Source organism: Streptomyces sp. NPDC088733, from assembly GCF_044751185.1.
In the GTDB taxonomy this organism is placed as follows: domain Bacteria; phylum Actinomycetota; class Actinomycetes; order Streptomycetales; family Streptomycetaceae; genus Actinacidiphila.
This window is the reverse complement of record NZ_JBIVLH010000005.1, coordinates 399,134-412,293: the sequence shown is the minus strand read 5'-3', so window position 1 is coordinate 412,293 and position 13,160 is coordinate 399,134. Positions and strand designations below refer to the sequence as shown.

The window sequence follows — 13,160 nt, the reverse complement described above, 5'->3', positions numbered from 1 at the left end:
AATGTCTTCACGAGAGCGGCACCATCGGGAGGAATAATCCCGACGTGCCCAGCGTCCTCGCTGTGTTTTTCTTCAAAGGAACCTCGCCCCAGACCATTCGGCCCGGAGACGGGGTATCAACATATCTGGCGTTGACTTTTGGCACGCTGTTGAGTTCTCAAGGAACGGAAGCTTCCTTCGAGACCGTTTCACCGGCCCCTCCGGGCTTTCCCTTCGTTGTCTCCAGCTTAGCAGATCCGATTTCCTTCTCTGCCACCCTCTGGAGGGGGTTTCGCCTTCGCGTTTCCGCCCCGGCGCATTCACTACGTTAGCGGATTCCTTCGCGCTTTGCGAATTCAGCCGATTCCTCGATTCGGGCGCACGAAAATGCATCCGAATCTTCGGAAGAGTGTCGACGTAGTGGATGGCCGCCGATCGGAGGATCCGGACGAACCGGACGCACCGTCTCAAGCGGCTTGGGCTACGTTACGCAGGAGCGGCGACAGAGTCAAGCTCCGCCGCCGCTCAAACGTCGAAAATCAGCCGACGCCGACAACGTCAGCCGGCGACCACCTCGACCGCCGCGAGGCTCTTCTTGCCGCGCCGCAGGACGAGCCAGCGTCCGTGCAGCAGATCGTCCGCCCCCGGAGCCGCGTCCTCGTCGGTCACCTTGGCGTTGTTCACGTAGGCGCCGCCCTCCCGGATGGTGCGGCGAGCTGCGGACTTGCTGGCGACGAGCTCGACCTCGGCGAAGAGGTCGGCGACCGGGGCCAGCTCGGACACCTTGGCGTGGGGCAGTTCGCCGAGAGCCGCGGCGAGTGTGCGCTCGTCGAGCTCACCGAGTTCGCCCTGGCCGAAAAGAGCCTTGGAGGCGGCGATGACCGCGGCGCACTGATCGGCGCCGTGGACCAGGGTGGTGAGTTCCTCGGCCAGGGCGCGCTGGGCCGCGCGGGCCTGCGGGCGCTCCTCGGTCTGCCGCTCCAGCTCCTCGATCTCGTCCTGCGACCGGAAGCTGAAGATGCGCAGGAACTTGGACACGTCGCGGTCGTCCGCGTTGAGCCAGAACTGGTAGAAGGCGTACGGCGTCGTCATGTCGGGGTCGAGCCAGACCGTGCCCGACTCCGTCTTGCCGAACTTGGTGCCGTCGGCCTTGGTGATCAGCGGTGTGGCGAGAGCGTGCACAGAGGCGCCCTCGACGCGGCCGATGAGATCGATGCCGGCGGTGAGGTTGCCCCACTGGTCGCTGCCACCGGTCTGCAGGGTGCAGCCGTACCGGCGGTGGAGCTCCAGGAAGTCCATGCCCTGCAGGATCTGGTAGCTGAACTCCGTGTAGCTGATGCCGGCCTCGGAGTTGAGCCGGCGGGCGACCGCCTCCTTGGCGATCATCTTGTTGACCCGGAAGTACTTGCCCACGTCCCGCAGGAACTCGATGGCGGACAGGCCCGCGGTCCAGTCGAGGTTGTTCACCATCACGGCGGCGTTCGGGCCCTCGAAGGAGAGGAAGGGCTCGATCTGCGCGCGGATCCGCTCGACCCATCCGGCGACGACGTCCGCGTCGTTCAGCGTCCGCTCGGCGGTGGGCTTGGGGTCACCGATGAGTCCGGTCGCACCGCCGACGAGGGCGAGCGGCCGGTTGCCGGCGAGCTGGAGCCGCCGGATGGTGAGGATCTGCACCAGGTTGCCGAGATGGAGACTGGGCGCCGTCGGGTCGAAGCCGCAATAGACCGTGACCGGGCCGTCCGCGAACGCCTTGCGCAGTGCGTCCTCGTCGGTGGAAACGGCGATCAGCCCTCGCCACCGCAGCTCGTCGACGATGTCCGTCACGGTTCTCGTGTCTCCTAGAGTCGGTCGGTGCCTCGTACCCGTTGCGTACGGAGTCTTACCGAGACTACGCGTTCCGCTCGACTCCTTTTGCGCCTCCCTGTGCGCGGCGGCGCGGTGTGTGGGCGCGGTAGGGACTGACGGTGGGGTCCCCGTCGATGTAGAAGCGCCAGGGGTGGGCCGCTCCTTCTCCTCCGACGCCGGTGCGCGGGCCGCTGAGCACGGACGCGCGGTCGGCGGGGGTGCCGGCCAGGACGCGGAAGGGGGAGGCCCCGGGGTCGTCCGGGCAGACGTCGGCGCCGTTGAGGGTGCGGTCGACGTCCAGGGCGGTGGCCAGGCGGGCGGGCCCTTGGGCGAGGTCGTGGGGGCGCCGGGAGCTGACCCGGCGGGTGCGGGCGAGTTCGGCTCCCTCGAGGATCTCGCCGCCGCGCAGCAGGATTCCGCTGGGGTTGCCGCCGGGGCCGCAGACGATGTTCAAGCAGTGCCACATACCGTAGGTGAAGTAGACGTACGCGTGACCGGGCGGTCCGAACATCACGGCGTTGCGGTCGGTGCGCCCCCGGTAGGCGTGGGAGCCGGGGTCGGCGGGGCCGGCGTAGGCCTCGACCTCGGTGAGGCGGAGCGCGATGGGACCGTCGTCCGTCGTGCGTACCAGGATGCGCCCCAGGAGGTCGGGGGCGACCTCCAGCACCGGGCGGTCGAAGAAGGACCGGTGCAGGGGGATGCTTTCGGGAGCCGCGATCATGCGGTACGAGAGTAATGGAACCGTTCGGGGTGGGGCCGCGTTCGTAAGGACCGAGGCAACCGCCAGTAAAGGGAGAGGGACATCGTGGGCTTCAAGAAGCTGCTTGCGAGCTTGGGTGCCGGGGGCGCGTCGGTCGAGACCGTGCTGAGCGAGCCGAATGTGGTGCCGGGCGGTGTGGTCCAGGGCGAGGTGCGCATCCAGGGCGGCTCGGTCCCGCAGCGCATCGAAGGGCTGTCGGTGGGCCTGCAGGCCCGGGTCGAGGTCGAGGGGCAGGACACCGAGTACAAGCAGGACATCGAGTTCCACCGGCAGCAGCTGGGCGGCGCCTTCGAGGTGCAGCCGGGTGCGGTGCACGTGGTGCCGTTCGGGCTGGACATCCCGTGGGAGACCCCCATCACGACCTTCCTCGGCCGTCACCTGACGGGGATGAACGTCGGCGTGACGACGGAGCTCGCGATCGCCCGCGCCGTGGACTCCGGTGACCTGGACCCCATCAACGTGCACCCGGTGCCCGCGCAGCAGGCGCTGCTCGACGCGTTCGGCCGGCTGGGCTTCTCCTTCAAGAACGCGGACCTGGAGCGGGGCCACATCCGCGGCACCCGGCAGCGGCTGCCCTTCTACCAGGAGATCGAGTTCTTCGCGCCGCAGCAGTACCGCGGCATGAGCCAGGTGGAGCTGAGCTTCATCGCCGACGGCCACGAGATGGACGTCGTCCTGGAGATGGACAAGAAGCCGGGCCTGTTCAGCGAGGGCAGCGACGCCTACCGCTCGTTCACCATGGACCTCAACAACTTCCAGGCCACCGACTGGGCCTCGTACCTCAACCAGTGGCTGGCCGAGGTCGGTGGGAAGCGCAACTGGTTCTAGGATCGACCGGGGACAGCGCTTTCGCGATCAGGAGGTACCCGAGGTGACCGAGCAGAATCGGCGACCGCTCCCCCATGACTTCCACCCGCCGGTGCCGTCGTTCACGGTCGTGAGCGACGACATCGAGCCCGGTGGCACGCTGAAGGACGACCAGGTCCACGCCGAGGGGAACCTCTCGCCGCACCTGCGGTGGGAGGGCTTCCCCGAGGAGACCCGCAGCTTCGCGGTGACCTGCTACGACCCGGACGCGCCCACGGGCAGCGGCTTTTGGCACTGGGTGCTCTTCGACATCCCGGCGTCCGTCACGGAGCTGCCGGCCGGCGCCGGCAGCGACGGCTTCAAGGGGCTGCCCGAGGGCGCGGTGCACGTCCGCAACGACTACGGCACCCGGGACTTCGGCGGTGCCGCCCCGCCGCCCGGGGACGGGTCCCACCGCTATGTGTTCACGGTGTACGCGGTGGACCAGGAGAAGCTGGGCCCGGACGCCGATGTGTCGCCCGCGGTCGTCGGCTTCAACCTGCGCTTCCGCGCGCTGGCCCGCGCCCATGTGATCGGCGAGTACGAGAACCCGGGGGCGTAGTCCCCCGCGGCCGGTAATTCCGTTGCGCCCCGGCGCTCCCGCACGCACAGTGGTGTCTGCCTGGTGACCCAACCGTCACCGGGGGTCGGCACCGCAGTGGCGGGGGCGGCGGGGCGTTGCGCTGTGCGGTTCTCGCCGCGCGACATGCCAGCTGTTCGCCGGAGTCCGGTCATGCGCCCGGGCGTCCGCGCCGACTGCCGCGCCCCGGGCGCCCGCGTTCCCCACGGGGGGCGGGCGCCACGGGGTGGCGGGCGATGGCCGTTCCCTTTCCCGTTTCCTCCTGTTCGCTTTGACGTGCGGAAATTGCGTTGTCCGCACGGGTATGGCCCGGTCACAGTGGAGCCACTTCGCCACACGGCGAGGACGGACCAGAGGGGTGGGCGAAATGCGGGAGACGCTGGTACTGAACGCGACCTTCGAGCCGCTGTCGACGGTGTCGCTGCGGCGGGCGGTCGTGCTCGTGATGCAGGACAAGGCCGTGGTCGAGCAGGCCCACCCCGGTCTGCGCATCCGTGCGGCGGCCGTGGAGGTGCCGGTGCCGCAGGTGATCCGGCTCTGCCGGTACGTGAGGGTGCCCTTCCGACAACGGGCCGCCTGGTCGCGGCGGGGGGTGCTGGTGCGGGACCGTCACCGGTGCGCCTACTGCGGCCGGCGGGCGACGACGGTTGACCACGTCCTGCCGCGTTCGCGCGGGGGCGGGGACACATGGCTGAACACGGTGGCGTCCTGCGCCGAGGACAACCACCGCAAGGCGGACCGGACTCCGGAGCAGGCGGGGATGCGGCTGCTGACGCAGCCGTTCGAGCCGACGCCGGCGGACGCGCTGCTGCTGGCGCTGGGCCTGAAGGACCGTGAAAACGTGCCGGAGTGGCTCGCGCTCCCGGCGTGACCGGCGTGCGGGGCGGTCGTCCGGCTACCTGACGAGCAGCTGGACGATCGCCGCGATGCCGACGACGACGATGACGCCGCGCAGCGCGGTGGGCGGCAGCCGGCGGCCGATGCGGGCGCCGATGACGCCGCCGAGGGCGGCGCCGGCGGCGATGAGGCCGACCGCGGCCCAGTCGAAGTCGGCGACGAAGAGGAAGAAGACGGCGGCGACGCTGTTCACTATCAGCGCGAGGACGTTCTTGGCCGCGTTGACTCGCTGCCAGCTCTCGTCGAGCAGGACGCCCATCAGGGACAGGTAGATGACGCCCTGGGCGGCGCCGAAGTAGCCCCCGTAGACGCTGGCGAGGAGCAGTCCGAGCGGCAGCAGCGCACCGCCGTGCTCGGGCGCCTGGGTGCCGTTGCCGGCCCGGCGGGCCTGGAGGGCGCGGGAGAGCCGGGGCTGGACGACGACGAGCACCAGGGCCACGCCGATGAGGATCGGGACGATGGTGTCGAAGGCCGTCGAGGGCAGGGCCAGCAGCAGTGCGGCTCCGCCGAGTCCGCCGCACAGGGCGGCGGCGGCGAAGCGCAGCAGGCGGGTCCGCTGGCCGCGCAGCTCGCGCCGGTAGCCGATGGCGCCGCTGAGCGAGCCGGGCACCAGGCCCAGGGTGTTGGACACGTTGGCGGTGACGGGCGGCAGGCCCACGGCGAGCAGGACCGGGAAGGTGATCAGCGTTCCCGATCCCACGACGGTGTTGATCGTGCCGGCGGCGACGCCTGCCGCGAGGACGGCCAGGGCTTCCCAGAGCGACATGTGCGGCCTCCGTGATCGGTGCGGCTGCTCCCCGCCGTCGAGGCCGGGAGGAGCGCACGGATCATGTCACAGGCGGGCCGGCGTGCCGGACGGCGCTTCAGTCCTTGTCGAGCCGGGGGGTCTCGCGGCGGGGGCCGCCCTCGCCGCCCGGACCGCCGCCGGCGCCGGGGGCGCCGGGCAGGTTGACGATGCCGCCGAGGCCCTTGAGCGCGTCATTGAGCTCGCTGGGGATGATCCAGAGCTTGTTGGACTCGCCCTCGGCGATCTTGGGGAGCATCTGCAGGTACTGGTAGGCGAGCAGCTTCTGGTCGGGGTCGCCCTCGTGGATGGACTCGAAGACCGTGCGGATGGCCTGGGCCTCGCCCTCGGCCCGCAGGGCCGCGGCCTTGGACTCGCCCTCCGCGCGCAGGATCGCGGACTGCTTCTCGCCCTCGGCGGTCAGGATCTGGGACTGCCGGATGCCCTCGGCAGTGAGGATGGCGGCGCGCTTGTCGCGGTCGGCGCGCATCTGCTTCTCCATCGAGTCCTGGATGGAGGTGGGCGGCTCGATCGCCTTCAGCTCGACGCGGTTGACGCGGATGCCCCACTTGCCGGTGGCCTCGTCCAGGACGCCGCGCAGGGCCGCGTTGATCTCCTCGCGCGAGGTGAGGGTCCGTTCCAGGTCCATGCCGCCGATGATGTTCCGCAGCGTGGTGACGGTGAGCTGCTCGATGGCCTGGATGTAGCTGGCGACCTCGTAGGTGGCGGCCCGCGCGTCGGTCACCTGGTAGTAGATGACCGTGTCGATGTTGACGACCAGGTTGTCCTGGGTGATCACCGGCTGCGGCGGGAAGGGCACGACCTGCTCGCGGAGGTCGATGCGGTTGCGGATGGTGTCGATGAACGGCACCACGATGTTGAGGCCGGCGCTCAGCGTCCGGGTGTAGCGCCCGAAGCGCTCCACGATGGCGGCGCTGGCCTGCGGGATGACCTGGACCGTCTTGATGAGCGCGATGAAGACGAGCACCACCAGGATGATCAGGACGATGATGATCGGCTGCACGTCCACTCCCACGCCGTTTGCTGCTGACTGTCAGTACGAAGACATGATCAAGTCTGGCAGACCCCCGCGGGAGGCGGGCCGGGTTCGGCGAATTCCCGTTCCGGATCCGGTGCGGGGATCGGGCCGGATCAGATCACGACGGCCGTCGCGCCCTCGATCTCGACGACGTCCACACTCTCGCCCGGGTCGAAGTGGCGGCCGGCGTCGAGGGCCCGGGCGGACCAGACTTCGCCGTTGAGCTTGATGCGGCCGCCCTGCCCGTCGACCCTTTCCAGGACGACGGCCTGGCGGCCCTTGAGCGCGTCGATGCCGCTGCGCAGCTCGGGCCGCTGCGCGCGGTTGCGGTTGGCCAGGGGACGCACCACGGCGATGCCCGCGACCGAGACGATCACGAAGATCAGCACCTGCGGTGTGATGCCCAGGCCGAGCCCCGCCGCGACGGCGGCGGCCACGGCACCGACCGCGAACATCCCGAATTCGGGCATCGCGGTCACCACGAGCGGAATACCCAGCCCCACGGCAGCGATGAGCCACCACAACCAGTCGTCCACGCGTCCATGGTAGGGGCCGGAGTGGATCTGTGACAGGGTGCGACGGCTCTCCCCCGGACCGGTCCTACTTCAGGGGCAGGCCGTTGGCGGTCCAGCGGTCGCCGCGGCGCTCGACGACGAGCGGCAGGCCGAAGCAGAGGGACAGATTGCGGGAGTTCAGCTCGGTCTCCATGGGGCCGGCCGCCACGACCTTGCCCTGACGGATCATCAGGACGTGGGTGAAGCCCGGGGCGATCTCCTCGACGTGGTGGGTGACCATGATCATGGAGGGCGCGATCGGGTCGCGCGCGAGCCGGCCGAGCCGGCGCACGAGGTCCTCGCGGCCGCCCAGGTCGAGGCCGGCGGCCGGCTCGTCGAGGAGCAGCAGCTCGGGGTCGGTCATCATGGCGCGGGCGATCAGGGTGCGCTTGCGCTCGCCCTCCGAAAGGGTGCCGAACCTGCGGTCGAGGTAGTCGCTCATGCCGAGGCGGTCCAGGAAGGCGCGGGCCCGGTCCTCGTCGACCTGCTCGTAGCTCTCCTGCCAGTGGGCGGTCATGCCGTAGGCGGCGGTGAGCACGGTCTCCAGGACGGTCTGCTTGCGGGGCAGCTTCTCGGCCAGGGCGACGCCGGCGATGCCGATGCGGGGCCGCAGTTCGAAGACGTCGACGCTGCCCATCTTCTCGCCGAGGATCTGGACGGTGCCCGAGGTCGGGAAGAGGTAGCTGGACGCGATGTTCAGCATGGTCGTCTTGCCGGCGCCGTTCGGGCCGAGGATCACCCAGCGCTCGCCCTCGGCGACCGACCAGGAGACCTGGTCCACCAGAGCCCGGCCGTCTCGGACCACGGATACGTCCACCAGCTCCAGAACATCGCTCATGAGCGCGTTGTCTCCCAATTCCCGATCGCATGTCTGCCGTCGCGGGCGCCTGTAGGCACCGCCCCCAGGGAAATCTACGCCACGGCCGCCCTGCCCCAGTCCTTAGGCTGGGGGGATGCTCGATGAACCTCGCTCAGGACGGTTGGCGGCTTGGGGGAATGCCCTGATTGCCGGACTTGCCGCACCGGACGACGCCGCTCAGGAAGTGATCGCGGGCGATTCGGCCCACCGTATGTCGGGGCTGCCCGGGGAGTCCGCCCCGGTGGGGCTCACTCTCGCTCTCGGCAGGCTGCGCGCCCTGGGGGTGACCGGGCTGCGGGTCGCGCTGCCGGTGCCGGGCCACCCGCTGGGGCTGAGCGGGCCCCCCGAGTTCAACGCGCGCGCGATGGCGGCCGGGGAGGCCGTCGTCGCGGTGGGCGGCCCCGCCATCGGCTTCGTGCCGGAGGTCACGGAGGTCGGCCCGCGCGGGGACGTGCACGTGGGGGTGGAGTGGCAGTGCCTGGAGGTGCGCGATGCTCCCCCGGCGGACGTGCCCTCCCTCGGGGAGGCCGAGAGGGAGCTCGCGGAGGCCCTGCGGGACGCCACGGCGGCGCTGGCCCGGCTGGACGTGGCCGGGGCCGGTCCGGCGGCCCAGGCGGCGCTGGAGGCCTACCGGTCGCGTGCCGAGCGCGGGCGCGAGGTACTGGCGCCGGGCTATCCGCCGCGGGCGGTACGCGTGCTGGAGCTGGCGCAGCGGGTCGGCGCGCTGGTGGCCATCGCCACGGGTGCCCACACGGAGCACGGCGGGGCGGTGAGCGCCTCGGAGATCGCGGCGCGGGCGGACCTGCTGCGGCCGGTGGAACGCACCGCGCGGCGGGCGCAGGTGGCGGCCTACAACGCGTTCGTGGAGGAGGCGGAGCGACGGCGCGGCTGAGCCGCGCTGCCCCGCCGGAACGTGCAAAGGGCCCCGTGGACGGTGTCGTCCACGGGGCCCCTCGCGGCGTCAGTCGTTGAAGCAGACGTTCCCGATGGCCGGGTTCAGGAGCCCGATGACGTCGATGGTGTTGCCGCAGACGTTGACCGGGATGTTCACCGGCACCTGGATCACGTTGCCGGACAGCACGCCGGGCGAGCCGACGGCCGCGCCGCCCGCGTGGGAGCCGGCGAACGCGGTGCCGGCGGTGCCGACGGCGGCCGTACCGGCGGCGGCGATGACGAGGGCGGCCTTCTTGGCGCTGTTCATGAGAGCTGTTCCTCCTGTGATTCCGCGGTCCCAGGTCGCGGGGCCGCATTGTGGGAACGCGGCGACCGGGGCGGTGACACGGGCCCGCTGCCGGAAACCTCCGTACGGCGGAACTCGTGGGCGGGAACAGTCAGCAACGGGCAGTAATGAGCGGAAAATGAGACCGGCCCCGGAGGTGGTCCTCCAGGGCCGGCGGTCACTGCCGGACCGCGGCGGGGCCGCGGTCACATGGTCACTTGTTCAGGCAGAAGTTCCCGATGGCCGGGTTGAGCACGCCGATCACGCTGATGGTGTTGCCGCAGACGTTGACCGGGATGTGCACCGGCACCTGGATCGTGTTGCCCGAGACCACGCCGGGGGAACCCTTGGCGACGCCGTTGGCGTGCGCGCCACCACCGGTGTGGGCGGAGGCGGCACCGGCACCGACCAGGGCGATGCTTCCGGCGACCATGGTGACGGCGGCGACCTTGTGCAGGTTCTTCACTTTCTTGACCCTCCTTGCATGTGGTGCCGCGGCACTCGCCGCAGCACGCCATGAAGAACGGGGCAGGCGCGTCCAGGTTGCGCCATCCGGGCGACATACACCCGACGGTATGAATCTCAGTCCGGACGGTGACGATCGGCTTGTCCTACCGCCGGGGCGGCCGCCGGCCTTCTGATCAGGTCCCGATGCCGTGCCGCACGGCCCACAGCGCCGCCTGCGTCCGGTCGGACAGGTCGAGCTTCATCAGGATGTTCGAGACATGGGTCTTCACCGTCTTCTCCGACAGCACCAGGGCACGGGCGATCTCCCGGTTGGAGCGGCCCTCGGCGATCAGCGACAGCACCTCGCGCTCCCGTTCGGTGAGCGCGCCGCCGCGACCCTGCCCCGAAGCCGGCTCCTCCTGGGAGAGCAGTACGTCGGCGACCTCCGGCTGCAGCAGCACGTGCCCGGCGTGGACGGAGCGGATGGCGCCCGCCAATGCGTCGGGGTCCACGTCCTTGTAGACGTAGCCGGCGGCACCGGCGCGCAGGGCGGGGACGACGGTGCGCTGCTCGGTGAAGCTGGTGACCACCAGCACCCGTGCCCTGCTGCCGGACTCGCGGAGGCGGCGCAGTGCCTCGATGCCGTCGGTGCCGGGCATCCTGATGTCCATCAGGATCACGTCGGGCGCGAGCTCCTCGGCGCGCCGCACGCCCTCGTCGCCGTCCGCCGCCTCGCCGACGACCTCGATGTCGGGCTGTACTTCGAGGAAGGTCCGCAGGCCCCGCCTGACGACCTGGTGGTCGTCGACCACCAGGACGCGGATCGCCCGGTCCTCCTCCGCCTCCAGGCCCTCCCCGAAGCCCTCCCGGCCGTCGCTCCCCTGATCACCCACCGGGCACCTCCATCTCGATCACGGTGCCCTTGCCGGGCGCCGACTCCACCGTCAGGGCGCCGCCGACCCCGTCGGCCCGGTCGCGCATCGAGACCAGGCCGAGGTGGCGCCCGGCACGCCGGACCGCCGAGGGGTCGAATCCGCGGCCGTCGTCGGTGATCCGGAGCACCGCTCCCCTGCCGCGCGCCTCCAGACGCACGGTCACCGAGCTCGCCCCGGCATGGCGCAGCGCGTTGTGCATGGCCTCCTGGGCGACGCGCAGCACCGCCTCCTCCTGGGCGGCGGGCAGGGCCCGCACCTTGCCGTGGCTGAAGGAGACGTGCGCCGTGTGCGCGCGGCCGAGGACCTGGGCCTGGGTGCGCAGGGTGGCCAGCAGCCCGTCCTCGTCCAGGGCGGCGGGGCGCAGCTCGACCACCACCGCGCGCAGTTCGTCGGCGGCCTCGGCGGCGAGCGCGGCGACCTGCCGCAACTCCTCGCGGGCGCGCGCCGGGTCGCGGTCCACCAGTGCGGCGGCCGCCTGGGCGGTGAGCCGCAGCGAGAAGAGCTTCTGCGAGACCGCGTCGTGCAACTCGTGCGCGATGCGGGCGCGTTCGCCGGCGAGGGTCAGCTCGCGGCTGCGCTCGTACAGGCGGGCGTTGGTGAGGGCGATGGCGGCGTGCGCGGCCAGGGTGCGCAGCAGCTCCTCGTCCTCGCCGGTGAAGGCGCACCCGCCCCCGTCGGGCCGCGGGCCGCGTTTGTTGGCGAGGAAGAGGGCGCCGAGGATCTCGTCGCCGTCGACCACCGGCATGCCCAGGAAGTCGCTCATCTCGGGGTGGGCGGAGGGCCAGCCCCCGAAGCGCGGGTCCGTACGGACGTCGGCGAGCCGCTGCGGGTCGGCCTCGTGGAGCATCGCGGCGAGGATGCCGTGCTGGCGGGGCAGCGGGCCGATCGCCCGCCACTGGTCGTCGCTGACGCCGTCGACGACGAACTGCGCGAAGCCGCCGTGGTCGTCGGGCACGCCGAGCGCCGCGTATTCGGCGTCGAGCAGTTCACGGGCGGAGGCGACGATGGTCTGCAGGACCTCGCGCACCTCCAGGTGCCTGCTCATGGCGAGTACGGCCGCGCTCACCGCCTCGACACCGCGACGGGATGACCGGCTGTGCATGGCTTCACCGTACTGGCGGGGCGGGAGATCCGGGATCGGCCGCGGGACCGGCGGGACCGGTCCCGCGGACCTAGGCCGAAATGCCCGTACGGCCGCCCTGCGGCCGCCGCCGGCGCACGAACGGGACGGGGAGGGCGGAACGCCCGGGAAACGGCCGGAGAACGGGGTACGCAGGGTGGCCGATCGGTGACACGGCGCCACGGGCCTGTGAGGCACCGCATAGGACGTGCGTCACGTCCGAAGGACGGTAGTAGATCGCGGGGCCGCCGGACCGCCCGTAAGAGGGGCGTGTGGCGCCTCCTGGCGGCCGGCCGTCTACGACTTCGGGTAGTAATGCCGGGCTTTGCCCGGGAATTTCTCGCGGGCTAAGAATGCTCGGGTCGCTCCGCGCCGCGTTGGACACGTGGCGCCTCTCTTTGCCCCGTGCAGAGCGGAGCGCAGCCGAATGGAAGAGGTAACTCCCCCATGCAGCTCCCGACGATCCCGTCTTTCGACCGTCTGACCAGGGCCCACAAGTACTCCGCCGCGGGCATCGCCGCCGCCGGTGTGGGCGTCCTGGCGATCACCGGCGTGACCGGGAGTGCCGGTACGGCCCAGGCCGAGCAGGCCGCCGCCGTGAAGGCCGCCAAGGCTGCGAAGGCCGCGCACGCCGCACACGCCGCCCATGTGAACGCGGTGGCCGAGAAGCACGCCGCCCACGTCGCCCACCAGGCCGTGGTGCTCAAGAAGCACGCCCAGCACGTCGCCCAGGTCACCGCCAGGACCAAGGCGCACGCCCGGCACGTCGCCCATGTCGTCGCCGCGCGCAAGGCGCACGCCGAGCGCGTCGCCGCCGAGGCCCAGCAGCGCCGCGAGGAGCAGCAGGCCGCCAACCGCAGCCACGAGCGCCGGGCGCTCGTACCGCAGCAGAAGCAGGCCGCCCCGCGTGCGCAGGAGAGCACGGCCACCGCCGCGGCGGTGCCGAGCGGCAGCCCGCAGGAGATGGCGCGGCAGATGGTCGGCGACGCGCAGTTCCAGTGCTTCTCCAGCATCGTGACCCGCGAGAGCGGCTGGAACCCGCAGGCGGTCAACCCCTCCTCCGGCGCGTACGGCCTGGTCCAGGCGCTGCCCGGTTCGAAGATGGCCTCCGCGGGCGCCGACTGGCGCACCAATGCGGCCACCCAGATCAGGTGGGGCCTGAACTACATGAACGAGCGCTACGGCAGCCCGTGCGGCGCGTGGTCGTTCTGGCAGGCGCACAACTGGTACTGATCCCGCGGGACAGGCACCGGACAGCACAAGGGCGGCGGATTCCCGGTCGGGGGATCCGCCGCC

Annotated in this window: 15 protein-coding genes; 5 read left to right on the top strand and 10 right to left on the bottom strand. The window is 71.3% G+C overall.

Annotation, left to right across the window (positions count from 1 at the left end; all coding sequences use genetic code 11):
* Positions 1–537: 537 nt before the first annotated feature.
* Complete coding sequence (gene tyrS, locus ACIP64_RS12705) at positions 538–1,803, bottom strand: tyrosine--tRNA ligase (RefSeq protein ID WP_401584722.1); 1,266 nt, start codon at positions 1,801–1,803, stop codon at positions 538–540.
* Between the two features lie 64 nt (positions 1,804–1,867).
* A complete protein-coding gene (locus ACIP64_RS12700) occupies positions 1,868–2,545 on the bottom strand; it encodes a DNA-3-methyladenine glycosylase (RefSeq protein ID WP_360912438.1) in 678 nt (225 codons plus the stop codon).
* A gap of 84 nt (positions 2,546–2,629) precedes the next feature.
* Here ACIP64_RS12700 and ACIP64_RS12695 point away from each other — a divergent pair, with 84 nt between their 5' ends.
* From ACIP64_RS12695 to ACIP64_RS12685, 3 genes are all read left to right on the top strand, one after another.
* On the top strand, positions 2,630–3,412 hold the full coding sequence (locus tag ACIP64_RS12695; RefSeq protein ID WP_401584719.1) for a sporulation protein: 783 nt from the start codon (positions 2,630–2,632) through the stop codon (positions 3,410–3,412).
* Between the two features lie 43 nt (positions 3,413–3,455).
* Complete coding sequence (locus ACIP64_RS12690; RefSeq protein ID WP_401584716.1) at positions 3,456–3,992, top strand: YbhB/YbcL family Raf kinase inhibitor-like protein; 537 nt, start codon at positions 3,456–3,458, stop codon at positions 3,990–3,992.
* Between the two features lie 385 nt (positions 3,993–4,377).
* On the top strand, positions 4,378–4,881 hold the full coding sequence (locus tag ACIP64_RS12685) for an HNH endonuclease (RefSeq protein ID WP_360912432.1): 504 nt from the start codon (positions 4,378–4,380) through the stop codon (positions 4,879–4,881).
* A gap of 24 nt (positions 4,882–4,905) precedes the next feature.
* Here the strand turns inward: ACIP64_RS12685 and ACIP64_RS12680 are convergent, their stop codons facing one another.
* The 4 genes from ACIP64_RS12680 to ACIP64_RS12665 form a co-directional block, all read right to left on the bottom strand.
* Positions 4,906–5,673, bottom strand: a complete 768-nt coding sequence (locus ACIP64_RS12680) for a sulfite exporter TauE/SafE family protein (protein WP_401584713.1) — start codon at positions 5,671–5,673, stop codon at positions 4,906–4,908.
* 97 nt (positions 5,674–5,770) lie between these two features.
* A complete protein-coding gene (locus ACIP64_RS12675) occupies positions 5,771–6,715 on the bottom strand; it encodes an SPFH domain-containing protein (protein ID WP_360912428.1) in 945 nt (314 codons plus the stop codon).
* Between the two features lie 128 nt (positions 6,716–6,843).
* On the bottom strand, positions 6,844–7,254 hold the full coding sequence (locus ACIP64_RS12670) for an NfeD family protein (RefSeq protein WP_401584775.1): 411 nt from the start codon (positions 7,252–7,254) through the stop codon (positions 6,844–6,846).
* 76 nt (positions 7,255–7,330) lie between these two features.
* Entirely contained in the window at positions 7,331–8,122 is a 792-nt protein-coding gene (locus ACIP64_RS12665) for an ABC transporter ATP-binding protein (RefSeq protein WP_360912426.1), read from the bottom strand.
* A 115-nt stretch (positions 8,123–8,237) separates the two neighbouring features.
* Here ACIP64_RS12665 and ACIP64_RS12660 point away from each other — a divergent pair, with 115 nt between their 5' ends.
* Positions 8,238–9,035, top strand: coding sequence for a hypothetical protein (locus ACIP64_RS12660; protein ID WP_401584710.1), 798 nt, complete (start codon positions 8,238–8,240; stop codon positions 9,033–9,035).
* Positions 9,036–9,104: 69 nt separating this feature from the next.
* On the opposite strand, the gene ACIP64_RS12655 is transcribed toward ACIP64_RS12660, so the two are convergent.
* The 4 genes from ACIP64_RS12655 to ACIP64_RS12640 all read right to left on the bottom strand — a co-directional run bounded on the left by ACIP64_RS12655 (position 9,105) and on the right by ACIP64_RS12640 (position 11,846).
* The gene (locus ACIP64_RS12655) at positions 9,105–9,344 is read right to left on the bottom strand and encodes a chaplin (protein ID WP_401584707.1); all 240 of its coding nucleotides are present in this window, start codon (positions 9,342–9,344) and stop codon (positions 9,105–9,107) included.
* 232 nt (positions 9,345–9,576) lie between these two features.
* Complete coding sequence (locus ACIP64_RS12650; RefSeq protein ID WP_401584704.1) at positions 9,577–9,828, bottom strand: chaplin; 252 nt, start codon at positions 9,826–9,828, stop codon at positions 9,577–9,579.
* Between the two features lie 175 nt (positions 9,829–10,003).
* Complete coding sequence (locus ACIP64_RS12645; protein WP_401584773.1) at positions 10,004–10,657, bottom strand: response regulator; 654 nt, start codon at positions 10,655–10,657, stop codon at positions 10,004–10,006.
* A 37-nt stretch (positions 10,658–10,694) separates the two neighbouring features.
* Entirely contained in the window at positions 10,695–11,846 is a 1,152-nt protein-coding gene (locus ACIP64_RS12640) for a GAF domain-containing sensor histidine kinase (protein WP_401584701.1), read from the bottom strand.
* Between the two features lie 465 nt (positions 11,847–12,311).
* On the opposite strand from ACIP64_RS12640, the gene ACIP64_RS12635 reads away from it, so the two are divergent.
* Positions 12,312–13,097, top strand: a complete 786-nt coding sequence (locus ACIP64_RS12635) for a transglycosylase SLT domain-containing protein (protein WP_401584698.1) — start codon at positions 12,312–12,314, stop codon at positions 13,095–13,097.
* Positions 13,098–13,160: the final 63 nt, after the last annotated feature.